At 63.6% G+C, this 21303-nt stretch carries 22 protein-coding genes; 11 read left to right on the forward strand and 11 right to left on the reverse strand.

Going from position 1 to position 21303, the window contains the following annotated elements:
• Positions 1 to 82 precede the first annotated feature (82 nt).
• Complete coding sequence (locus GGR38_RS12650; RefSeq protein WP_183626069.1) at positions 83 to 460, forward strand: thiol-disulfide oxidoreductase DCC family protein; 378 nt, start codon at positions 83 to 85, stop codon at positions 458 to 460.
• Positions 457 to 1173: an SDR family NAD(P)-dependent oxidoreductase gene (locus GGR38_RS12655; protein ID WP_183626071.1), complete on the forward strand. Its 717-nt coding sequence runs from the start codon at positions 457 to 459 to the stop codon at positions 1171 to 1173. Before GGR38_RS12650 ends, GGR38_RS12655 begins: the two co-directional genes overlap by 4 nt.
• A gap of 20 nt (positions 1174 to 1193) precedes the next feature.
• Here GGR38_RS12655 and GGR38_RS12660 read toward each other — a convergent pair whose 3' ends face one another.
• The 7 genes from GGR38_RS12660 to GGR38_RS12690 form a co-directional block, all read right to left on the reverse strand.
• On the reverse strand, positions 1194 to 2714 hold the full coding sequence (locus GGR38_RS12660; RefSeq protein ID WP_183626072.1) for a cryptochrome/photolyase family protein: 1521 nt from the start codon (positions 2712 to 2714) through the stop codon (positions 1194 to 1196).
• A gap of 106 nt (positions 2715 to 2820) precedes the next feature.
• Complete coding sequence (locus tag GGR38_RS12665; protein WP_183626073.1) at positions 2821 to 3690, reverse strand: OmpA family protein; 870 nt, start codon at positions 3688 to 3690, stop codon at positions 2821 to 2823.
• Between the two features lie 155 nt (positions 3691 to 3845).
• Positions 3846 to 5063 carry an MFS transporter gene (locus GGR38_RS12670; protein ID WP_183626074.1) on the reverse strand — a complete coding sequence of 406 codons (1218 nt, stop codon included), beginning with the start codon at positions 5061 to 5063 and terminating at the stop codon, positions 3846 to 3848.
• Between the two features lie 9 nt (positions 5064 to 5072).
• Positions 5073 to 6089 carry a zinc-dependent alcohol dehydrogenase family protein gene (locus GGR38_RS12675; RefSeq protein ID WP_183626075.1) on the reverse strand — a complete coding sequence of 339 codons (1017 nt, stop codon included), beginning with the start codon at positions 6087 to 6089 and terminating at the stop codon, positions 5073 to 5075.
• A gap of 111 nt (positions 6090 to 6200) precedes the next feature.
• Positions 6201 to 7109 carry a LysR family transcriptional regulator gene (locus GGR38_RS12680; RefSeq protein WP_183626076.1) on the reverse strand — a complete coding sequence of 303 codons (909 nt, stop codon included), beginning with the start codon at positions 7107 to 7109 and terminating at the stop codon, positions 6201 to 6203.
• 6 nt (positions 7110 to 7115) lie between these two features.
• The gene (locus GGR38_RS12685) at positions 7116 to 7526 is read right to left on the reverse strand and encodes a (R)-mandelonitrile lyase (RefSeq protein WP_183626077.1); all 411 of its coding nucleotides are present in this window, start codon (positions 7524 to 7526) and stop codon (positions 7116 to 7118) included.
• 97 nt (positions 7527 to 7623) lie between these two features.
• Complete coding sequence (locus tag GGR38_RS12690) at positions 7624 to 8553, reverse strand: LysR substrate-binding domain-containing protein (RefSeq protein WP_183626327.1); 930 nt, start codon at positions 8551 to 8553, stop codon at positions 7624 to 7626.
• A gap of 111 nt (positions 8554 to 8664) precedes the next feature.
• Between GGR38_RS12690 and GGR38_RS12695 the strand changes: the two genes are divergently transcribed.
• From GGR38_RS12695 to GGR38_RS12730, 8 genes are read left to right on the forward strand one after another with little or no spacing between them, the layout of a single operon-like run.
• Positions 8665 to 9822 (forward strand): muconate/chloromuconate family cycloisomerase, encoded by a 1158-nt coding sequence (locus GGR38_RS12695; protein ID WP_183626078.1) that lies wholly within the window; start codon positions 8665 to 8667, stop codon positions 9820 to 9822.
• A gap of 5 nt (positions 9823 to 9827) precedes the next feature.
• Positions 9828 to 10118 carry a muconolactone Delta-isomerase gene (gene catC, locus GGR38_RS12700; protein WP_183626080.1) on the forward strand — a complete coding sequence of 97 codons (291 nt, stop codon included), beginning with the start codon at positions 9828 to 9830 and terminating at the stop codon, positions 10116 to 10118.
• Between the two features lie 23 nt (positions 10119 to 10141).
• On the forward strand, positions 10142 to 11056 hold the full coding sequence (locus GGR38_RS12705; RefSeq protein WP_183626082.1) for a dioxygenase family protein: 915 nt from the start codon (positions 10142 to 10144) through the stop codon (positions 11054 to 11056).
• Positions 11057 to 11069: 13 nt separating this feature from the next.
• Positions 11070 to 12419 carry an SRPBCC family protein gene (locus GGR38_RS12710; protein ID WP_183626084.1) on the forward strand — a complete coding sequence of 450 codons (1350 nt, stop codon included), beginning with the start codon at positions 11070 to 11072 and terminating at the stop codon, positions 12417 to 12419.
• Complete coding sequence (gene benB / locus GGR38_RS12715) at positions 12416 to 12922, forward strand: benzoate 1,2-dioxygenase small subunit (protein WP_183626086.1); 507 nt, start codon at positions 12416 to 12418, stop codon at positions 12920 to 12922. The genes GGR38_RS12710 and benB overlap by 4 nt, the downstream gene beginning before the upstream one ends.
• 12 nt (positions 12923 to 12934) lie before the next feature.
• The gene (benD, locus tag GGR38_RS12720) at positions 12935 to 13720 is read left to right on the forward strand and encodes a benzoate diol dehydrogenase BenD (protein WP_343059094.1); all 786 of its coding nucleotides are present in this window, start codon (positions 12935 to 12937) and stop codon (positions 13718 to 13720) included.
• A gap of 11 nt (positions 13721 to 13731) precedes the next feature.
• Entirely contained in the window at positions 13732 to 14514 is a 783-nt protein-coding gene (locus GGR38_RS12725; RefSeq protein ID WP_183626088.1) for an alpha/beta fold hydrolase, read from the forward strand.
• Positions 14507 to 15739 carry an NAD(P)/FAD-dependent oxidoreductase gene (locus tag GGR38_RS12730; RefSeq protein WP_183626090.1) on the forward strand — a complete coding sequence of 411 codons (1233 nt, stop codon included), beginning with the start codon at positions 14507 to 14509 and terminating at the stop codon, positions 15737 to 15739. The genes GGR38_RS12725 and GGR38_RS12730 overlap by 8 nt, the downstream gene beginning before the upstream one ends.
• Before the next feature lie 3 nt (positions 15740 to 15742).
• Here GGR38_RS12730 and GGR38_RS12735 read toward each other — a convergent pair whose 3' ends face one another.
• Positions 15743 to 16366 (reverse strand): glutathione S-transferase family protein, encoded by a 624-nt coding sequence (locus GGR38_RS12735; protein ID WP_183626092.1) that lies wholly within the window; start codon positions 16364 to 16366, stop codon positions 15743 to 15745.
• A 76-nt stretch (positions 16367 to 16442) separates the two neighbouring features.
• Here GGR38_RS12735 and GGR38_RS12740 point away from each other — a divergent pair, with 76 nt between their 5' ends.
• Positions 16443 to 17135 carry a helix-turn-helix transcriptional regulator gene (locus GGR38_RS12740; protein ID WP_183626094.1) on the forward strand — a complete coding sequence of 231 codons (693 nt, stop codon included), beginning with the start codon at positions 16443 to 16445 and terminating at the stop codon, positions 17133 to 17135.
• Here the strand turns inward: GGR38_RS12740 and GGR38_RS12745 are convergent.
• The 3 genes from GGR38_RS12745 to GGR38_RS12755 all read right to left on the reverse strand — a co-directional run bounded on the left by GGR38_RS12745 (position 17132) and on the right by GGR38_RS12755 (position 21255).
• Positions 17132 to 18355 carry a DUF1501 domain-containing protein gene (locus GGR38_RS12745; RefSeq protein ID WP_183626096.1) on the reverse strand — a complete coding sequence of 408 codons (1224 nt, stop codon included), beginning with the start codon at positions 18353 to 18355 and terminating at the stop codon, positions 17132 to 17134. The genes GGR38_RS12740 and GGR38_RS12745 overlap by 4 nt on opposite strands.
• Positions 18356 to 18375: 20 nt before the next feature.
• A complete protein-coding gene (locus GGR38_RS12750) occupies positions 18376 to 19845 on the reverse strand; it encodes a DUF1800 domain-containing protein (RefSeq protein ID WP_183626098.1) in 1470 nt (489 codons plus the stop codon).
• A gap of 78 nt (positions 19846 to 19923) precedes the next feature.
• Complete coding sequence (locus GGR38_RS12755) at positions 19924 to 21255, reverse strand: carbohydrate porin (protein ID WP_183626100.1); 1332 nt, start codon at positions 21253 to 21255, stop codon at positions 19924 to 19926.
• Positions 21256 to 21303: the final 48 nt, after the last annotated feature.

Consider the following 21303-nt stretch of genomic DNA (forward strand, 5'->3'; position numbering starts at 1 on the left):
GGATCGACGCGCCTCTGTCCGGCCGCATCCCTTCCCGAAAAGTCAGGTGGCATTCAATGCGCAGCACGCGCAAAAAGTGCCGATGGTCGTTGCTCACGCTCCCTCCCTGACGCGATGCGCTGTCCTTACCGTTTGGTATGACGGCGCATGTCCGCTGTGCCTGCGCGAGATCGCGCTGATGCGCCGATGGGATCGTGATGGCCTGATCACCTTCATCGATCTGACCGACCCGGCCCAGCCCTGCCCCCTCGACCGACGGCTGATGCTCGAACGTTTTCATGCCCGGCAAGGCGATGTGATCTATGATGGCGCTGCCGGTTTTGCCGCCATGTGGCGCGCCATTCCGCGCTTGCGCCTGCTTGGTCAGGCGGCGCGGTTTCCTCCGTTTCTCTGGTTGCTGGAGGCGGCCTATCGCGGGTTTCTCAAGCTCCGCCCGATCCTGCAAGGCTGGTTGCGATGAGCGTCGCGGCGGTTTTCGGCGCCGGCGGGGCGATTGGCCATGCGCTGGTGGAACGTCTGGCGGCGTCGGGCCGCTATCAGCGCATCCACGCCGGATCTCGCCGGTCATGCAGCGATTTTGCCCCTTGCGTTTCGCCTTTCACCTTCGACTTGACCGACGAGGCGAGCATCGCCGCCGCCATGGGCCAGATCGACCACGCTCCCGAGCTGGTGATCCTGAGCAGCGGCCTGCTGCATGATGCCGCGCGCACTATTGCCCCGGAAAAGTCGCTGCGGGCCATCGATGCCGCCGCGATGGCCCGCGTGCTGGCGGTCAACACGATCGGTCCGGCCCTGATCGCCAAACATATTCTGCCCCGCCTGCCGCGTGATCGGCGGGCCGTGTTCGCGGTGCTATCGGCGCGCGTGGGTTCGATCGGCGACAATCGGCTGGGCGGTTGGCACGCCTATCGCGCCAGCAAAGCGGCCCTCAACATGCTGATCGCCAATTTTGCGATAGAGATGCGCCGCACCCACCCTCATGCGATCCTTGTTGCGCTGCATCCCGGCACGGTGGACAGCGCGCTTTCCGCCCCGTTTCAAGGCGCGGTGGCGCCGGGCAAATTGTTTACGGCGCAAACCGCCGCCGCGCACCTCATGACCGTGATCGACGGGTTGACCACGGCGGACAGCGGCGGATTTTTCGCATGGGATGGCGCCAGAGTGCCATGGTGACACCAGTCCCCCGTTGCTGATCAGGCAAGCCTGGCCAAAAACGCCTCTGCGTCCTGCTTTAGCTGCTCCTGCTTTTCAGGCGCGAATTTTTCCCATGTCCGCACCATTTGCGCCATGCGCGGATTGCGGCGCAACCGCTCGGCGTGCCGCGCGATGAAATGCCAGTAGAGCAGGTTGAACGGACAGGCCTTGGCCCCCTCTTTTGCCTTCACATCATAGGTGCAGGCCCCGCAATAATCGCTCATCCGCCCGATATAGGCGCCGCTGGCTGCATAGGGTTTGCTGGCCAGCAGACCGCCGTCGGCAAACTGGCTCATGCCGATGGTGTTCGGCAATTCGACCCATTCAAACGCATCGGCATAAACGGCCAGATACCATTCGTGGAGTTCATGGGGATCGATGCCTGCCAGCAAGGCGAAATTGCCGGTAATCATCAGGCGCTGGATATGATGGGCATAGGCCTCCTCGCGCGTTTGCGTGACGCAGGCGCGAAGGCAGGCCATGGGCGTATCGGCGCTCCAGTAGAAACCGGGCAGCGGTCGATGGGCATCAAGCGCATTGGAGCGCGCATAGTCTGGTCCCCGCCACCAATAGATGCCCCGAACAAATTCGCGCCATCCGATGATCTGGCGAATGAACCCTTCGGCGCTGTTGAGCGGCACTCGCCCCGCGCGCCATTCGGCCTCTGCGGCCTGGCACATGGCCAATGGATCGAGCAGGCCAAGATTGAGATAGGCAGACACCACCGAATGGCACAAAAACCGGTGATCGATCAGCATGGCATCCTGATAGCGCCCAAAATCGCGCAGGCCATGGCGAAGGAAATGGGCAAAGGCGGCCTCGGCCTGCGCCCGGTCGGTGGCAAACCAGAAGGGCGATATATCGCCGAAATGATCGGGAAAGCGGCGCTGCACCATGTCAAGCACCTCGCCCGTTGTCGCATCAGGGGCAAATTGCATCGGCTGGGGCAGGCCCAATGCGCCGGGCGGCGGGGCGCGATTGTCGGCATCGAAATTCCACTGTCCCCCGGCGGGCGCGTCGCCCTCCATCAACAGGCCGGTCTTGCGGCGCATCAGCCGATAGAAATGCTCCATCCGCCCGCCGCCGCCGGGCCTTAGCCGCCCCTGCGCCCATTCGGCAAAACCGTGGCGATCGGCCAAAAAGCGTTCGTCGGGCAGGAGCGTGGTGGCAGGCCATTGCTCCATATCCTGCATCAGCCGCCATTCGCCCGGTTCTGTAACGATGACATGGCCAATGGCATGGCGCGCGCAGGCCCGCATCACTTCGCCGCGCAGGCTGCCGGTGTTGGCCGGATCATCCAGCGTGATGTAATCCACATGCCATCCATCCGCGCGCAATTCAGCGACAAAATGGCGCATCGCGGCCAGAACCAACGCGATCTTCTTCTTATGGTGCCGTACATAGGTGGCTTCACCCATGACCTCGGCCATCAGCACCACATCGCGCGCGCGATCCGCCGCCCGCAACGAGGAGAGCGTGGGCGTCAACTGATCGCCAAGAACCAGAACAATCCGTTTCATCAGGCCGGATTAAACCGCCCCCGCCTGGCGCGAAGCCTGACCTGATGGGCAAATGCGTCGAACCGGCCATCCCCTTTGCGGAAATGGCCGGTTCGATCGCCCCCCTTTAAACCCCGTCAACCGCCTTGCTGACCAGCACATTGACCGAAACGCGGCGGTTCTGCGCCTTGCCTTCGGGCGTATCATTGCTGGCCAGAGGATCAGCCTTGGCCATGCCGGTCGGGGTCAGCATGCGATAGGGCTTCCAGTGGCACGCCTGCTGGAGATAGTTGATCACGCTGCTGGCGCGCTTCTCGCTCAGCGTCTGGTTGAAATCGTCGCTGCCGGTCGCATCGGTATAGCCCACCACCAGCAGGAGCGCGTTGCTCACGCCCTCAGCCTGACTGGCGGCATTGCACAGCTCAGCCTTGTCCTGCGGCGAGAGCACCGCCTTGCCGGTGTCGAAATGGACGTTGGTCGTGCTCTTGACGTTGTAATTGTCGATGTCAGCCATCCGTCCGCGCAGCGCCTCGGTGGCAGCCTCGTTGGAGGCAAAGCGCTGGTCTGTGCCGTGGCGCACCATGTTGGCCATCTTCAGATCGCCCTGACGCAGCGTGATCTGGCTGGCCAGCAACCCGCCGGGAAACTGCATCGTGCGCACCGTCACGGGCAGGCCGTTGAGCAGGGCCCCACCGTCCATCTTGTTGCTGCCGAACAGGCCCTTGCTGGCCTTGATCACCGTGGTTTCATTATAGGCGATGACCGACTTCGTGCCGTCCGCCCCCGTCACCTGCACCCGGTTGCTGCCACGCGCCGAGATAAAGCCCTTGATCTCAGGCCCCGGCGTCATCTGCGAGGCATCCGGGATCGGGGTGCCGTTGACGGTGATATCGGCCTTTGCGGCATCGGGCTGCTGGGCGGCCAGGCCGGTTGACATGGCAACAGCGCTGGTGGCCAGCAGAACAAGGATTCCCGACTTTTTGGACATGACACGCATCACACAACTCCTTTTCAAATTTGCACCAGAGCGGCGTGTCAGTTCGATCATTTCTCGCAGATGAAGGTTGCATTCAAGGATTAGTCAGGGAGGACAGAACGGTTACAACTTGCGACGAATTGTGTCTGGACAGGGGTTTTGGATGTGATGTCGACTCATTCGACAGGCCCCGTTTCGCGCTTCGCGGGCACGCAAAACAGCCCCAACACCCCCGACAGCACCAGCAAAGAGGCCGCCATGCCGAAACTGGCCTGATAGCCCACATGGTCGAACAGGATGCCGCCCAACGCCGCACCCAGCGTGATCGCCATCTGGATCACGGCCACCATCAGCCCGCCGCCCGCCTCGGCATCATCGGGCAAGGCGCGCGCCATCCACGCCCACCACGCCACAGGCGCCGCCGTGCCGATACAGCCCCACAGCGCCAGCAGACCCCCCGTGGTCAAAGGCCGATGTCCCCAACGGATCAGGCCCAACGCCACCAGCCCCAGCAGCACCGGCATCACAAGCAAAGTGCCCCGCAAAGACCGCGCGACAAACCGCCCGATCACGGCATTGCCCACCAGCCCCGCACCGCCCAGCCCCAGCAGGATCAGCGAGAGGGTTGAGATCCCTACCCCCGTCACATGCTCCAGAAACGGGCGGAAATAGGTGAAAGCCGTGAATTGCCCCATGAACAGCAGCGCTGTGGCCGCCATGCCGATGGCCACTTTGGGCTTGCGCAGGATGCCGAAAACCCCTGCCTGATCCGCCGCCACCGGCGCGGGCAGGCTGGGCAGCGCGAAATACTTCCACGCAAAGGTCAATGCAGCCAGCGGCACGACCGCAAAGAAGGCCCCGCGCCACCCGATATATTGACCCAGAAAACTACCCAAGGGCGCGGCGATAGTGGTGGCCAGCGCATTGCCGCCATTGAGCAGCGCCAGCGCGCGCGGCACATCGCGCGCGGGTACAAGGCGCATGACCGTGGCCGCCGACATCGACCAGAAACCGCCGATCACCACGCCGATCATCGCCCGCCCGATCATCAGGACCATGAAATTGGGCGCCGCCGCCACCACCACGCCTGACGCCGCCATCAGAGCAGTCAGCCCCATCAACAGATGCCTCCGGTCCACCCCCGCGCTGAGCCGAGCGATGCACAGGCTGGTGATGACGGCAAACAGGCCGGAAATGGCGATCGCCTGCCCCGCCGTACCCTCCGACAGCGCAAGGTCGCGGGCGATGGGGGTGAGCAGGCTGACCGGCATGAATTCCGAGGCGATCAGCGTGGAGACACACAGCGTGAGAGCAAAGACCGCACTCCACACAGGCGGCGCGGCGCGCACATCCGGCCGGATATCGAGCAGGGCGGCGGGGGCAGGATTGGACATGATTTTCCTTTACGGGCGCAAAATGGCCTTGATCGCGCGGCGTTCATCCATCGCGCGATAGGCATCGGCCACTTGCGAGAGCGGCAGGTCGAGGTCGAAGACGAGGCCGGGGTTGATCGCCTTGTCCCACACCTTGCCGATCAGATCGGGCAGATAGCGGCGCACCGGCGCGGGGCCGCCGTGCAGATGGGCATGGGCAAAGAACAGTTCCTCGCCGCGCAATTGCACGCCGTGGGGCACACCGACAAAGGACGTATAGCCGCCCGGACGCACCGCCTTGATCGCCTGATCCATGCTTTGCTGGGTGCCCACGCATTCCAGCACGCTGTCCGCGCCGATGCCCTTGGTCATGTCGCGGATGATGGCCACGCCTTCCTCGCCGCGCGCATCCACAATGTCGGTTGCGCCGAACTGGCGGGCGATGGCCTGGCGGGCGGGATGGCGGCTCATGGCGATGATGCGCTCGGCGCCCATCAGCCGCGCCGACAGCACCGCCAGCAGCCCCACCGCGCCATCGCCCACCACCACCGCCGTGACGCCGGGCCGGACCTGCGCCGCATCGGCGGCGAACCAGCCGGTGCCCATCACATCCGACACGGCCAGCAGGCTGGGGATCAGATCCGCGCCGGGGGTTTCGGGCGTGGCCACCAGCGTGCCGTCGGCCATGGGCACGCGCAGCAGGGGCGCCTGCGCCCCGCCGACAAATTCGCGGTTCTGACACGATGACTGATAGCCGCTGCGGCAATGCGGGCAGGTGTTGTCGCTGGCGAAGAAGGAGCCGATGACGAACTGGCCGGGGCGGATCGAGGTGACGGCGCTGCCCACTTCCTCGACCACGCCGCAATATTCGTGGCCCATGGGCATGGGCTGGCCATAATCCTGAATGCCTCGCCACGGCCAGAGGTCCGACCCGCAGACGCAGGCCGCCGTCACGCGGATGATGGCATCGGTGGGCTGCTGGATGATCGGATCGGGCACATCCTCGAAACGGACATCGCCCGCGCCGTAAAGCACGGTAGCGTACATGGGGAAAACCTTTGCGTTGGGAGACACGCCGCTCTTAGCGCCCGCCGCCCGGCTGCATCAGCCCCCGCGCATTCCATGCGGCGTTGAGTAAATTTCATCAAAGGCTGAAAATCAGAAGCCCAAAGGCCGCATCTCACGGATCAGTTCGACCAGCAGGCGCAGCCCCACCGGCAGGTTGCGCCGCCCCGGATAGTAGATATGCAGCGCAGGCCCCGGCGATACCCAGTCGGCAAGCACCTGTTGCAAGGCGCCGCTGGCCAGATGATCGGCCACACTGCTTGCCGGCACATAAATCAGCCCGCCCCCGCCCAGCGCCATGCCCACGGCAAAGGAGGTGGAATTATGCGTCACCGGCCCCGGCACGCTCAGATTGAGGATCTCATCGCCCCGCTCAAATTCCCAGCGATAGGTGCGATCATCGCCCAGACGCACCTGAAGACAGCGATGCGCGGCCAGATCACGGGGATGGAGCGGCACCCCGAATTGGGCAAAATAGGCGGGCGATGCGGCAATCGCCCATTCCACATCGGCGCTGATCCGCTGGGCGATCATGTCATCGGGCACCGTGCCGCCAAACCGAATGCCCGCATCGAAGCCTTCGTCGAACACATCCAGCAGCCGGTTGTCGACACAGATATCGAGTTCGACATCAGGCCACCTTCGCGTAAATTCGGGCAGCACCGGGGCCAGCACCATATCGGCCACCACATCGGGCACATTGAGCCGGATGCGCCCGCGCGGCGCATGGCGATGACGGTTGAGCACATCCTCGGCCGCCATCACCGCGGCAAAGGGCGCGCCCAGCCCTGCCAGCAGATCCTCGCCCGCCGCGCTCAGCGTGACCGAGCGATTGGTGCGGTTGACCAGCTTGACGCCCAGCCTCTCCTCCAGCCCCTTGAGGGCATGACTGAGCGCCGAGGCGCTGACGCCCAGTTCCAGCCCCGCCTGACGAAAATTGCGGTGGCGAGCGATGGCGATAAAGGCGGCAAGATCCGCAAGATCGGTTCGGACAAAGGCCATGGCGCCCTATACCGCGTTCAGCCCGCCAAGGTAATCCTCTTGGCTCACCTGCTCCATCCAGTGAACGGGCGTGCCGTTCAGCGACTCCTGAACGGCGATGTGAGTCATGGCGGTGGTGCTGGTCGCGCCATGCCAGTGCCTATGGCCCGGCGGGCACCAGATGACATCGCCCGCGCGGATGATATGCACCGGCTCGCCCTCGCACTGGGTCCATCCGCAGCCCGCCGTCACGATAAGGGTCTGGCCCAGCGGATGAGTATGCCATGCGGTGCGCGCGCCCGGCTCGAAAGTGACCGCAGCGCAGGAATGGCGGGCCGGTTCGGGCGCGACATTGAGCATTTCGATCCGCACCGCCCCGGTGAACCAGTCGGCAGGCCCGATTTGCGAAGGGATCGATCCGGCAGGTTTAAGCAGCATCGGCCATTTCCTCAAAAATTGACGAGGCACGCGATTAGCATACCGGCATCATGCGATTGAGATGCAAAGCGCTTCACGCCGCGTTGAGCGCTTTGCATCATGCCTCGCCGGACGCGCGCAAGCCCGCCGGGACGCCATAGCCCCATTCCTGATACATCCGGGCGATGACCTCCCCCATCAACTCCAGTTCGGGCGAGGTGTCGCCGGCGCGGTGGCTCAGGATGATCGGTGATGTCGCCGGTTCGGCCAATTCGCGATAGGCGACATCGTGGCTGCGCGCGCGGCGCACTGATTCCGGCACGATCGCCATGCCCTCCTCGGCGGCGACCAATCCGATGGCGATCTGCAATTCGCGCGCTTCATGAACGATGCGCGGTTCGATGGCATGGTCACGGAACAGCGAGATGACCTGATCGGCATAGCTGGGGCGCGGCGAGCGCGGATAGAGGATCTGCGGCTCATCGGCCAGTTCCTTGAGCGAGACAGGGCCGGTCTGGCGCGCCAGAGGATGATCCATCGGAAAGGCCGCGATCAGCCTTTCATCGCGCAGGATGATGCGGCGCACCGCCGGATCGTCGTAACGTATCCGGCCAAATCCGATGTCGATCCGACCGTCTTTCAGCGCGGCAATCTGATCCAGCGTCGTGCTTTCCACCAGCACCAGTTCGACATCGCGCGCCGCCTTGCGAAATTCGCGGATCAGTTCAGGCAGGCGCGCATAGATGGTCGAAGCGACGAAACCCAGCACCAGACGCCGCCGCTTGCTGGTGGCCGCCGCGCGGACCATGGTCTGCAGATCCTCCATCCGGGCCAGCATTTGCAAGGCCTGCGAATAGAGCAGCTTGCCCACCGGCGTCAGCCGCAAGGGGCGTGTGGTCCGGTCCAGTAAGGGCGAGCCGACATCGGTCTCAAGCTGTTGTATCGCGCGCGAGAGGGGCGGCTGGGCGATATGCAGCCTTTCGGCGGCACGGTGGAAATTGCCCTCTTCGGTCACGGCGACGAAGTAGCGCAGGAGCCGCAAATCGATCATTTCATACCTCACAGGTATCAAGGTGACACCGCATTGATCTTTGTCGAAGGGCGCCAAAAACATTACCTATCGCCCCAAGACAACTAATCCTTACGGAGAGTCGCCGCAATGGCTACCCTGGATCTTTCCGATACCTATATCGTCGATGTGCCGACCATCCGCCCGCATGTGCTGGCCATGGCCACCATGCATTACCAATCGATGGTCATCGTCCGCCTGATCGATTCCGATGGGGTCGAAGGGATTGGCGAAGGCACCACCATCGGGGGCCTTAGCTATGGCGAGGAAAGCCCTGAGAGCATCAAGTCGGCCATCGACACCTATATCGTCCCGGTCCTGCAAACCTGCGACATTGCACAGGTGGGCGCGACGATGGCCAAGGTGGCCAAATGCGTGCGCGGCAATCATTTCGCCAAATGCGCGGTGGAAACGGCGTTGCTCGATATGGCGGGCAAGCGTCTGGGCGTTCCCGTCTCGGAACTGATCGGCGGCGGGCGGCGGCGTGACAGCCTGCCGGTGGCATGGACGCTGGCCAGCGGCGACACCGCGCGCGACATTGCCGAAGGCGAGGAGATGCTCGACCGCCGCCGCCATCGCATCTTCAAGCTGAAGATCGGCAAGCGGGAAGTGCGTGCGGATGTCGCCCATGTCGGCGCGATCTGCAAGGCGCTGGGCAATCGGGCCAGCGTTCGCGTTGACGTCAATCAGAACTGGAGCGAGGCGCAGGCCAAGCTGGGCATGGCGATGCTGCATGATGTCGGTTGCGAGTTGGTCGAACAGCCGATTGCGGGCGATGATATTGCCGCCATGGCTCGCCTGTCGCAATCGCAACCCGTCGCGCTGATGGCCGACGAGGCGCTGCATGGTCCGCGCAGCGCGATGCGCATTGCCTCGGCCCATGCGGCGGGCGTTTTCGCGCTGAAAATCGCGCAATCAGGCGGGCTTTTCGCCACGGCCGAGGTCGCCGCCATTGGCGCGGCATCGGGCATCGGCCTCTATGGCGGCACGATGCTGGAAGGCGGCATCGGCACCATCGCCTCGGCCCATGTGTTTGCCACGCTGCCCGAACTGGCGTGGGGCACCGAATTGTTCGGCCCCTTGCTGCAAACCGAGGAAATCCTGTCCGAGCCGCTGACCTATGGCGATTTCTCGCTGACCCTGCCGCGCGGGCCGGGCCTGGGCGTCACGCTCGACCCCGACAAGCTGGCGCGTTTCCGCCGTGACCGCGCCGCCCCAACCCTTCACCCCCTCGGCGCAGGAGCCTGAACCCCATGTTGTTCATGGTCGAAATGGACGTCAACATCCCCCACGACTTTGACCCGGCGCAGGCAGACCGGATCAAGGCCGAGGAAAAGGCCTATTCCCAGACGCTTCAGGCATCGGGCGTGTGGCGCCACATCTGGCGCAAGGCAGGGCTCTATTCGAATGTCTCGATCTTTGACGTCGAGAGCAATGCCGCACTCCACGATCTGCTGATCGCGCTGCCGCTTTACCCCTTCATCACCATGACGGTGACGCCGCTGTGCCGCCACCCTTCGGCCATCCATGAGGATGATCGTTAACCACTTTACCGGGAGAGTATAAAATGGACGTAAGCTTCGTAAAAACCCCCGAAATTCAGCAGTTGCTCGACCGCGCCGCGGGCGTGAACGAGAGCGGCGGCAATCCGCGTTTCAAGGCCATCATGCGCGACCTGTTCCAATCGATCATGGAACTGATCGTACGCCATGACATTTCGGAAAGCGAATTCTGGCTGGCGATGAAGTTTCTGGCCGATGGCGCGGGTGAGATCGGCCTGATCGTACCGGGCACCGGTATCGAGCATTTCCTCGACCTCTATATGGACGCCAAGGATGCCGAAGCGGGCCTGACCGGCGGCACCCCGCGCACCATCGAAGGCCCGCTCTATGTCGCGGGCGCGCCGCTGGTCGAGGGCAATGTCAACCTGAGCACTGACCCTGATGAAGGCACGCAGGTCCTGCATATGACCGGCGCGGTCACCGGCCCCGATGGCGAACCGGTGCAGAATGCGATCCTCCATGTCTGGCACGCCAATTCGCAGGGATGGTATTCGCATTTCGACCCGACCGGCGAACAGACGCCCTTCAACAACCGCCGCCGCATCAAGCTGGGCGCGGACGGGCGCTATGCCTTCCATTCGCATCAGCCCAGCGGCTATTCGGTACCGCCTCAGGGCGCGACCGACCAGTTGATGCAGGCGCTGGGCCGTCATGGCAATCGCCCCGCCCATGTGCATTTCTTCATCGAGGCGCCGGGCTATCGCACGCTGACCACACAGATCAATTTTGGCGATGATCCCTTTGCCGCCGACGATTTCGCCTTTGGCACCCGCGAGGGCCTGCTGCCCGTGCCCAACCGTCAGGGCGATGCGGCCTATATCGCCTTCGATTTCCAGCTTCAGCGCGCCCATGATGCCGCTGACGAAGGCTTCTCCGCGCGCAGCCGGGCCGAGGCCCAGCCTGCGGTCGAAAACGCCTGAGGGGAGAGGGACAATGGACGAAGGGCTGATCGGGCGCATTGCCAGCGCCGTGGTGGATGACCCGGCAACCGGGACATTCCGTTGCCGCCGCGATGTTTTCACCGACCCTGAATTGTTCGAACTGGAGATGAAATATATCTTCGAGAGCAATTGGGTCTATCTGGCCCATGAAAGCCAGATCGAAAACAAGAACGACTATCTGACCGCCTGGATCGGGCGCACCCCGGTGATCCTGAACCGGGCCAAGGATGGCGCTCTGAACTGCGTGGTCAATGCCTGCGCGCATCGCGGCGCGAAACTGTGCCGCCGCAAGCGGGGCAATCAGCCGCTCTTCGTCTGTCCCTTTCACGGCTGGAGCTTCAAGACCGACGGCAAGCTGCTGCGCGCCAAGGACGCCAGCAGCGGCGCCTATCCCGAAAGCTTCAACCACGAAGGCTCGCATGACCTGACCCGCGTGCGGGTGGAAAGCTATCGCGGCTTCATCTTCGGCTCGCTCAACCACGATGTTCTGCCTCTGGAGGACCATCTGGGCGAAGCCAGGGTCATCATCGACCAGATGGTCGATCAGGCGCCCGAAGGGCTGGAGGTGCTGACCGGCAATTCCACCTATACGTTCGATGGCAACTGGAAGATGCAGATGGAGAATGGCTGTGATGGCTATCACGTCAGCTCAGTCCATGAAAACTATCAGTCCACCATGGGCCGCCGCGCCGAGGGCGGCACCAAGGCGGTCGATGCCAATGGCTGGTCCAAGGCCCCGGCCAGCGGGGTCTATGGCTTTGAACATGGCCATATCCTGCTCTGGACCCAGGTGCTGAACCCTGAAGTGCGCCCGGTGTGGCATCTGAAAGATCAGCTTGAGGAACGGCTCGGTGCGGATCGGGCGCGGTTCATTCTGGAGCAGACGCGCAATCTGGCGCTCTATCCCAATGTGTTCCTGATGGATCAGTTCTCCACCCAGATCCGCGTTGTGCGCCCCATCGACGTCCACACCACCGAGGTCACGATCTATTGCTATGCCCCGCGCGGCGAAAGCGCCGAAGATCGCGCCCATCGCATCCGCCAGTATGAGGATTTCTTCAACGTCACCGGCATGGGCACGCCCGACGATCTGGAGGAATTCCGCTCCTGCCAGTCGGCCTATGAGGGCGCGGGCGGCCTATGGAATGATCTGAGCCGGGGCGCCACCCGCTGGATAGCGGGGCCGGACGCCAATGCCGCCGCGATGGGCATGAACCCCCTGTTGTCGAGCGAGCGCAGCGAGGACGAGGGCCTGTTCGTGCGCCAGCATGAATTCTGGGCGCAGATCATGATGGAGGGCCTGACCCGCGACGGCCATGGACTAATGGAGGCGGCACAATGACCATCACCCTCGAACAATCCCTGTCCTATGCCGAGATCTGCGCCTTCCTCTACCGCGAGGCGCGCCTGCTGGATGATCGCGATTTTGACGCATGGCTGGAATGCTATGCGGACAATGTCGAATACTGGATGCCGGCATGGACCGACGATGACGCGCTGACCACCGACCCGCAGCGCGAGATCTCGCTGATCTATTACGCCAATCGCAAGGGGCTGGAGGACCGGGTCTATCGGCTCAACACCGAACGCTCCTCGGCCAGCACGCCCGAGGCACGCACCGCCCATTTCATCGCGAATGTTGAAGTGCTGGCGGTTGCCGATGGCGCGCTCGATCTGCGCTATAACTGGCATACGCTCAGCCACCGCTATCAGCAGACCGCGCAGTTCTTCGGGACGACCTTCCTGAAGCTGGACACGAGCGGGGATGAGCCAAAAATCCTGAAGAAGAAGATCGTGTTGAAAGACGATTATATTCATCAGGTTATCGACATTTACCACGTCTGAGGAGAAGGCGCTGTGATCTTTCAAGGACGTTTCGCGGGCAAGGTGATGGTCGTGACCGGCGCGGCGCAGGGCATTGGCGCGGGCGTGGCGACCCGCGCGGCGGCCGAAGGGGCCAGCGTGGTGCTGGTGGACCGCGCGCCCTTTGTCACCGAGGTCGAAGAGGCCATCATCGCGGCGGGCGGCAAGGCGATCTCGGGCCAATGCGACCTTGAAACCTATGAAGGCGCGGCCCATGCCATGGCGGCGGCCATCAAGGCGTTTGGCCGGATCGACATCCTCGTCAACAATGTCGGCGGGGCGATCCGTATGCGCCCCTATGCCGAATTTGCGCCCGAACAGATCGACGCCGAAATCCGCCGCTCGCTGATGCCCACGCTCTATGGCTGCCATGCCGCGCTGCCCGCCATGTTGGCGCAGGGGGCGGGCGTGATCGTCAATGTTTCCTCCAACGCCACGCGGGGCATCCGCCGTGTGCCCTATTCGGCGGCCAAGGGCGGGATCAACGGCATGACGCAGGCGCTGGCCATGGAATATGCTGAAGCAGGCATTCGCGTCGTCGCCACCGCGCCGGGCGGGACACAGGCGCCCCCGCGCCGCACCCCGCGCAACGCCGAGGGCGACAATGCGCAGGAGCAGGCATGGATGGCGCAGGCGGTCGAACAGGTCACGCAATCGGCCTTCATGAAGCGCTATGGCACGCTGGAGGAGCAGATTGCCCCCATCCTCTTCCTCGCCTCTGACGAGGCCAGCTATATCACCGGATCGGTGCTGCCCGTGGCGGGCGGCGATCTGGGCTGAGGGAGTTCATCATGCCTTTTACCGATGCGCCGGGCGCGCGGGTCTATTGGAAGCGCGATGGCCGCGATGATGCGCCTGCGCTGGTGCTGCTCAACTCCATCGGCACGGATATGGATCTGTGGGATGGGGTGATGCCCTTGCTGCGCGAATATTTCGCCCTGCTGCGTATCGATACGCGGGGGCATGGGGCATCCTGCACCGAACCGGGGGATATGTCGCTGGCGATGCTCGCGGGCGATGTGCTTGCGGTGGCCGATGCGGCGGGGATCGGGCGTTTTGCGCTGGCGGGTGTCTCGCTGGGCGGGATGATCGGGATGGAGCTGGCCCTGCGCGCGCCTGAAAGGCTCAGCGATCTGGCGCTGATCTGCACCTCGGCGACGATGGATGCCGCATCATGGAGCGACCGCATCGCCAAGGTCCGGGCCGAGGGCATGGCGGCGATTGCCGAATTAGCGATGGGGCGCTTCCTTTCCGATGCCGCCCCGCCAGCGATCTGGCAGAGCGTGCGCCGTCAATTGCTGGCCATGGAGGCCGAGGGCTATGCCGGATGCGGCGCGGCTATCCGCGACATGGATCTGAGCGGGCGCATCGCAGGCATCGCCTGTCCCACGCTGGTGATTACCGGTACGCGCGATACATCCACACCCCTTGCCGGACATGGCGAGCATCTGTTGGCCCATATTCCCGGCGCAGAACATCGCGCGCTCGATGCCGCCCACCTTGCCCCGCTTGAGGCGCCCGAAGCGCTGGCCGGGGCCTTGCTCTCCTTTCTGCAGGTTCAGACCCATGGATAAGGCCGATATCGTCATCGTGGGCGCCGGGCATGGCGGGGCGCAATGCGCGATTGCCCTGCGGCAAAACGGCTTTACCGGCACGATCACCGTGATCGGGCGCGAGCCGGAATATCCCTATGAACGCCCGCCGCTCTCCAAGGAATATTTTGCGCGGGAAAAGACATTCGAGCGCCTCTACATCCGCCCGCCCGCGTTCTGGGCGGAAAAGGACATTGCCTTTGTGCTGGGCCGCGAAGTGGTGGCGGTGGATGCGGCGGCCAAGGTGCTGACGCTCGATAATGGCGCGGGTTTTGCCTATGACCGCATCGTCTGGGCCACCGGGGGCGATCCGCGCCGCCTGAGCTGCGCCGGGGCAGATCTGGCCGGAGTCCATGCCGTGCGCACTCGCGCCGATTGCGACCGGCTGATGGCGCAGGTGGATGATGGCATCCGCAACATCGTGGTCATCGGCGGCGGCTATATCGGGCTGGAGGCGGCGGCGGTGCTGTCCAAGGCGGGACTGCGCGTCACCCTGCTCGAAGCCCTGCCCCGCGTGCTGGCCCGCGTGGCGGGCGAGGAACTCTCCGCCTTTTATCAGGCCGAACATCGCGCGCATGGCGTCGATCTGCGCCTTGGCGCGGCGGTGGAAAGTCTGGAGGGCAAGGACCATGTCACCGGCGTCAGGCTGGCCGATGGCGAGGTGATCCCGGCCGATGCGGTGATCGTAGGCATCGGCATCGTGCCTGCGGTCGGCCCGCTGATCGCGGCGGGCGCGCACGGCGGTCCGGGCGTGGTGGTGGACGAATATTGCCGCACCAGCCTGCCCGACATCTATGCCATCGGCGATTGCGCCTCCTTTGCCTGCGCCTATGCCGGGGGGGCGGAGATGCGGGTGGAATCGGTACAGAACGCCAATGACATGGCGACCTGTGTGGCCAAGGCGATCTGCGGCGATGCCCAGCCCTATAAGGCTTTCCCGTGGTTCTGGTCGAACCAGTATGACCTGCGCCTGCAAACCGCCGGGATCAGCCGGGATTTCGACCAGACGATCCTGCGCGGAGATCCGGAGAAGCGTGCTTTTTCGGTGATCTATCTTAAGGATGGCCGCGTCATCGCCCTCGATTGCGTCAACATGGTCAAGGATTACGTTCAGGGCCGCAAGCTGGTCGAAGCGGGTGCGAGGCCAGATCCCGCAAGCCTTGCCGATGTATTGCAGGCTTTGAAGGATCTGGCGCCGACGGCCTGAGGTTTACAAAACCGCTTCTGCTGCGTGCTGCAAACCCGCCGCATCATCCAAGGCCAACGCCCGGATGGCGGCGGGGCGGTTGCGGCACCGCTCGACATAGGCGTCGATCAATTCGCTGGCCGGGAAAGCCCTGCGGCCAAAACCCAGCGCGCTGGCGATCAGCAGGTCGGCAATGGTGAATTCCTCGCCCAGCACATAATCGCGATGCGCCAGCGTGGTTTCCAAACGGCGCACCACGGCATCATAATCGCGCTGCTTGTTGGGCGAAGCGGCCAGCGCGCCCGACATGGCGGCAAACATCGCCGGTTCCATCTCGCAGGCATACCACGCCAGCCATGTGCAATAGGCCCCGCGCCATGCGCTGCCCACCGCCGGGGCCAGACCGGCGCCGGGCAGGGCATCGCCAAGGTAAAGCGCGATCCCGACCGATTCCGTAATCAGCGCATCATCATGCTCGATGGCGGGTACGCGCTGATCGGGGTGGGGGTTGGCCGGATCGGGATGGCCCTGCCCGGTCATCGGGCGAAAGATCGATACGGGCGCAATCGTATAGGTCGCGCCCAATTCCTCCAGCAGCCAGATGATGCGCGAGGAACGCGATTGCGGGGCGTGATAGAGCGTGATCATGAAAACCTCCTGTTGATAGGATGCCCCCTTGTGCGCCGCCCCTGCTGACAGCATTATGTCAGCAGGGAGAAGCCTGATGCGCCGCGCCGACCGATTGTTTCAGATCATCCAGATCCTGCGCCGCTCTTCCCGCCCCATCACCGCGCAGGATATTGCGCAGGAATTGGAAGTCTCGCCCCGCACCGTCTATCGCGACATTGCCGATCTGATCGGCCAGCGCGTTCCCGTGCGCGGAGAGGCCGGTTTCGGCTACATTCTCGACGACAGTTTCGACATGCCTCCGCTGATGTTGACGCCTGAGGAGATCGAGGCGGCGGTGCTGGGCGCGCAATGGGTGGCGGGGCGCGGCGATCCGGCGCTGGCGGCGGCGGCGCGCGATCTGATCGCCAAGATCACCTCGGTGGTGCCGGAAAAATTGCGCCCCTTCATCGCCCATCCGGCCACCGGCGTGCCCTCATGGTCCGATACGCCGCCCGACGGCATCGACCTTGCCCGCACCCGCGTCTGGATTCGCGAGGGGCGCAAGATCGCCCTATCCTATCGCGATGAGAAAGGCGCGGTCAGCCAGCGCGTGGTCTGGCCAGTGATACTTGGCTATTTCGAAACCGCGCGGATGTTGGCCGCATGGTGCGAGATGCGGCAGGATTTCCGCCATTTCCGCGCCGACCGCATCGTCTCGGCGCAATTTCTGGACGAAGCCCATGGCCTGCGTCCCGGTGAATTAAAGCAAAGATGGAAGCGCCAGATGGAGCAGAAGCGAGCGACCTAAAGCAATTGCAGATCGCGCATCTCTGCGCCGGGAAAGACGATGCCCAATTGCCGCGCCGACAGCCCATATTGCCGCGCCAGCAAGCCCCCGATCAGCCCTCGGTAATCGGTCAGCACCGGCAAGTCGCGTCCCTGATTGAGCATATCGGGGCTTAGCTTCACCTGCTCCCCCGCCATCCGCCCGCCCGCCACCGAACCGCCCAGCACCCAATAGATGCTGCCATGGCCATGGTCGGTGCCCTTGTCGCCATTTTCGCGGAAAGTTCGGCCAAATTCGGACATCACCACCACCGTGGTGTTGCGCCAATCCTCCGGCCCGATCGCCTCGACAAACCCGGCCAGAGCGCGGCCCAGTTCCCCGATGCGGTTGGCCAGATTGCCCTGCGCCCCGCCCTGATTGACATGGGTGTCCCAGCCGCCGACATCGACAAAGGCAAGGTTATACTGATCGCGCATCAGGCGGCCAATGCGGCGGGCGGACAGTTCAAAGCCCTTGGCGGTGATCGCACCCCGCCCCGCCGCCTCCATCTCGCCGCGAATGGATTGAAACACTGTGTCACGCACGGCAAATCCCTGACCAATGGCCGATTCCAGATCGACGCCCGCCTCATGCTGGCCGCGATACATGGCCTTGATCAGCTCGGTCTGGCGCGCGTCGATGGAAGGGCGCGAGGCCGCATTGCCCAACGCGATATTGGGGATCACCGGCCCTCCGCGAAAACACAGCGGCAGTTGGTCGGTAAAGGAAATCGGTCTTTCCACCCCCAAAACAGCGGCCAGACGCCCCATAAAGCCTGACTGAAAATTGCGGCGCGCGGCGATGTTCTGGCCCAATTCGATGCTGTCCTGCGTCTCGAAATGGCTGCGGCTCATATCATCGGTGCCGGCAAAGGGCACAAAGGCGATCTGCCGCGCCTGCCAGAGCGGCAGGATGCTCTCGCGCAGCGCGGGGTGCAAATTCCATTCCGCGTCCAGCGGCAAAGGCGCATCGGGATTGGCCGGATCGGGGCGTGGCAAGGCAATCGTGGGCCGCGCCTCGTGATAGAAATCACTGCTCCCCGGCACGATCACATTCACCGCATCATAGGCCCCGCGCAGAAACACCACCAGCAGCCGGTTGTTGGCGGCGCCGGGCGTGGCAAAAGCCCGCCCGCCCGCCATCATCAACGGCAGGCCAAGCGCGGCGGAGCGGATAAGATCGCGGCGGTCAAACAGGGGCATCGTCTGTCTCCGGATATCCTTTATCGGCGCATGAAATCGGGCGAGGCAAGGAAGAGCATGTTCCATTCCTGCGGGCTGGCGGCCTGATCCAGCACCGCGCGGGTCTGCTCGCTGGTGGCGCGATCCACGCCGCCAGACCACAGGGCATTGCGCAAATTGGGCGGGGCGGGCTGATAGGCCACCGCCGGATCGCGCGGGCGCAGCAGACCCGCCGAGCCATTGCCGATGGCCTTGGCGATCTCAAAGCGCACCTCCATCTGCCCCGGCCCGGTCCATGCCGAGGCGCCCAGCGGATAGCCATCGGGCGTCTGATGATCGTAAAGCCCCTCACCCATGCGTTTGAGCCAGTTGATCATCGGATCGACATTGACAACCACATTGCCGTCACGCCCCGAGCCATAGGCATAGCGCACCGCCGAAACGACATAATGCACCGGGTCCTTGAACGCATGGCCCAGCGAGGCGGCATAGGCGGGGGTCGCGGTCATGGCGTTCAGCACAGTGGCAATGTCGCCCCCCGATTGACGCCATGCCGCCGTCATGCGCTCGACCACGGCGGCGGGCGGGCGGTCGCCCATGAAATAGGTGGCGATCCGGGTGGACAGGCGCCGCGCCGTGGCCGGATTGTTCGCGATCAGGTCAAGCGCCTGCTCGACTTCGGCATAGCCCGAACCGTGGATCGTGTGGCCCATGAAATGTTTGGTGCCGAAATCATGGCGCGCGGGGTTAAATTCGAACAGACCATCACGCAGATAGAGCGCCTGCCATTCCGGCTTTATCCGGGGCGCATCGGGACGCAGCCGCACCCCCCCCCCGGTCAGAATACGCGCCAGTTCCTGCACATCCTTCTGGCTATAGCCCGAGCCCACGCCCATCGTGTGCAATTCCATGATCTCGCGGGCATAATTCTCGTTAATATGGCCCAGCGCGTTCTGGTCATTGTCGAGATAGCGCAGCATTGCGGGATGGCGCAAAGTGGCCTCCAGCAGGTCGCGGAAACGGCCTAGCGAGCGGGCGCGGATGACATCCTCATAATCGCCGACCATGGCGCGTATATCGCGCTTTTCAGCATGAACGTTGAACTGGTTGAACCAGAACCACGTCATCTGTTCACGCATCTGATCGGGCGAATAGAGGTCGCGCAGCAAGGATCGCGTCGCCGCCTCGCGCCCAAGCGCGTTCATCGCCTGCCGCCAGTCCTTTTTGGCCTCCTGCCGCTGGGCCGGATCGGGGGTCTGGTTGGCGGCGCGGATCTGGTCGTCCATTTCCACCACCAATTGGGGCATGGGTTCGCGGCTGATACGCATTGCCGCGATCCGCGCCTGAACCTCGGCGGGAAGGCCCGGATCGGACCGGAGGGCATCGGGAGAAAGATCGGCAAGACCCCATGTGGCGCGGTTTATCCCGGCCAGCCCGCTGTCCCCCGCCTGCGCAGGCGGGGCGCCGAGCATCAGCAACGTCGATATATGCAAAACCAGCAAGCGGCTCATCACGGCAGCCCTCGGTTATCCTATCCGAGGGCTCTTGTGCCGCAGGAATGATGACCAGCCGATGAACCTGCGATCGATTTATCGCATCATCCCGATCAGCGTGGGCGCATCGACGGTGAATTTCAGGCCAAAGACAAGCGCATTGCCAATGTCGCGGGTGCGGAAGGGGGCGCCGGTCTGATCCGGGTGGAGAATATATTGAATATTGGGGGAAATACGCATGGCCGGGTTCAATTGCGCGCCATAGGCCAGTTCCATCATATATTGATGCCGGTGGATATTGCCGTCGCCGCCCGCCGCCATCCGCGCCGCACGCATCCGTTCCACGGCCAGATCGCTGAATTGCTGATCATTGATCAGGAAACCCAACGTATCGGCATCGCGCCCCTTGAACGTGCCGGTCTGCAACAGGCCAAGTTCGAGATAGTGGCTCTCCTCCACCCGGCCCGACAGATTGGCCATGGCCACGCCGAACAGGGTCAGGCCGCGTTTCGAATTGGCATCCGGGCGGGTCAACATCTGGTCAAAGCGGAAATAGAGGCCCGAACGGCCATGCAAAGTCGCCGCATTTTGACCTGTCAGGATCGCGATCCCGCCATGGGCATCGCGCAGAGGATCGGCATAATCGCCCCGGTCGAACCAGCCGCCAAGGATATAATGGCCCGGCAGGCGCGTCTTGCCCGCATCATCGCCATAACCCGCCTCCCATGGCACGATCACGCCGGTGGCGTTGCGCGTGGAGAAGCTGAAACCATTGTCATTGCCCTGCTTGCGGTCGGGGTTCACCTCATAGGCGCCGACATGAACGAACCATTGCGGGGTGATATTCGCCCGCGCATGGACCATCCAGCTCGACGCCGGGAAATAGGTGAAATTGCTGTTCTTGAACACGAAAGTCGGGTTGCCGCAGGCCGAATTGGTCTGGAAATTGCAATAGAGCGGCGAGTTGAGGAAATGGATATTGGCCTGACTGCGCCCCGCCTCGATGTTCACCCGGCCATCGAGCAGCTTCTGCTCCCATGTCAGGATGGCCAGATGGGTGTTCTGCGTGCCCCACACTTCCTGAACCGAGGTATTGTTGCCGATGGCGATGCCCGACAGGCTCTTGCCATGGCGGTTGGTCACGGCAAAATGCAAGGTGCCGCCGCCGATCCCGGCAATCCGGTCCATATCGAAATCCGCGCCCATATAGACCTGCCCGGTATAGGCGCTGGCCCGGCGCAGGCCTCCGCTGACATTGCCTGCCGCCTCGCCGGTATAGTTGAGCGCGAGGGTGATGCCCTCATCGGCCAGCGGTTGAAAGGGCTTGATCGGCGCTTCCTGCGCCATGGCGTTGGACGCCAGAGTCAAAGACAAGGAGAGGGCGATGACGCCTGCGGTGCAGGCGCCCTTGAGCATTTTGCGATACATGGGATGATCCTCGCGCGCCGAATGCCCGGCGCAGGTCAGAAGATGGGT

Origin of the sequence: Novosphingobium sediminicola, from assembly GCF_014196525.1 — a bacterium.
Taxonomy (GTDB): domain Bacteria; phylum Pseudomonadota; class Alphaproteobacteria; order Sphingomonadales; family Sphingomonadaceae; genus Novosphingobium; species Novosphingobium sediminicola.

Bases quoted from the DNA above. Each gene is read 5' to 3' on its own strand.
- GGR38_RS12745 (WP_183626096.1), bottom strand. From the start codon at position 18,355: ATGCCCCTGTTTGACCGCCGCGATCTTATCCGCTCCGCCGCGCTTGGC.
- GGR38_RS12725 (WP_183626088.1), top strand. From the start codon at position 13,732: ATGCCTTTTACCGATGCGCCGGGCGCGCGGGTCTATTGGAAGCGCGAT.
- GGR38_RS12670 (WP_183626074.1), bottom strand. From the start codon at position 5,063: ATGTCCAATCCTGCCCCCGCCGCCCTGCTCGATATCCGGCCGGATGTG.
- GGR38_RS12705 (WP_183626082.1), top strand. From the start codon at position 10,142: ATGGACGTAAGCTTCGTAAAAACCCCCGAAATTCAGCAGTTGCTCGAC.
- GGR38_RS12740 (WP_183626094.1), top strand. From the start codon at position 16,443: ATGCGCCGCGCCGACCGATTGTTTCAGATCATCCAGATCCTGCGCCGC.
- GGR38_RS12730 (WP_183626090.1), top strand. From the start codon at position 14,507: ATGGATAAGGCCGATATCGTCATCGTGGGCGCCGGGCATGGCGGGGCG.
- GGR38_RS12665 (WP_183626073.1), bottom strand. From the start codon at position 3,690: ATGCGTGTCATGTCCAAAAAGTCGGGAATCCTTGTTCTGCTGGCCACC.
- GGR38_RS12755 (WP_183626100.1), bottom strand. From the start codon at position 21,255: ATGTATCGCAAAATGCTCAAGGGCGCCTGCACCGCAGGCGTCATCGCC.
- GGR38_RS12685 (WP_183626077.1), bottom strand. From the start codon at position 7,526: ATGCTGCTTAAACCTGCCGGATCGATCCCTTCGCAAATCGGGCCTGCC.
- GGR38_RS12680 (WP_183626076.1), bottom strand. From the start codon at position 7,109: ATGGCCTTTGTCCGAACCGATCTTGCGGATCTTGCCGCCTTTATCGCC.
- GGR38_RS12660 (WP_183626072.1), bottom strand. From the start codon at position 2,714: ATGAAACGGATTGTTCTGGTTCTTGGCGATCAGTTGACGCCCACGCTC.
- benB (WP_183626086.1), top strand. From the start codon at position 12,416: ATGACCATCACCCTCGAACAATCCCTGTCCTATGCCGAGATCTGCGCC.
- GGR38_RS12655 (WP_183626071.1), top strand. From the start codon at position 457: ATGAGCGTCGCGGCGGTTTTCGGCGCCGGCGGGGCGATTGGCCATGCG.
- GGR38_RS12710 (WP_183626084.1), top strand. From the start codon at position 11,070: ATGGACGAAGGGCTGATCGGGCGCATTGCCAGCGCCGTGGTGGATGAC.
- GGR38_RS12750 (WP_183626098.1), bottom strand. From the start codon at position 19,845: ATGAGCCGCTTGCTGGTTTTGCATATATCGACGTTGCTGATGCTCGGC.
- GGR38_RS12695 (WP_183626078.1), top strand. From the start codon at position 8,665: ATGGCTACCCTGGATCTTTCCGATACCTATATCGTCGATGTGCCGACC.
- GGR38_RS12675 (WP_183626075.1), bottom strand. From the start codon at position 6,089: ATGTACGCTACCGTGCTTTACGGCGCGGGCGATGTCCGTTTCGAGGAT.
- catC (WP_183626080.1), top strand. From the start codon at position 9,828: ATGTTGTTCATGGTCGAAATGGACGTCAACATCCCCCACGACTTTGAC.
- GGR38_RS12735 (WP_183626092.1), bottom strand. From the start codon at position 16,366: ATGATCACGCTCTATCACGCCCCGCAATCGCGTTCCTCGCGCATCATC.
- GGR38_RS12650 (WP_183626069.1), top strand. From the start codon at position 83: ATGGTCGTTGCTCACGCTCCCTCCCTGACGCGATGCGCTGTCCTTACC.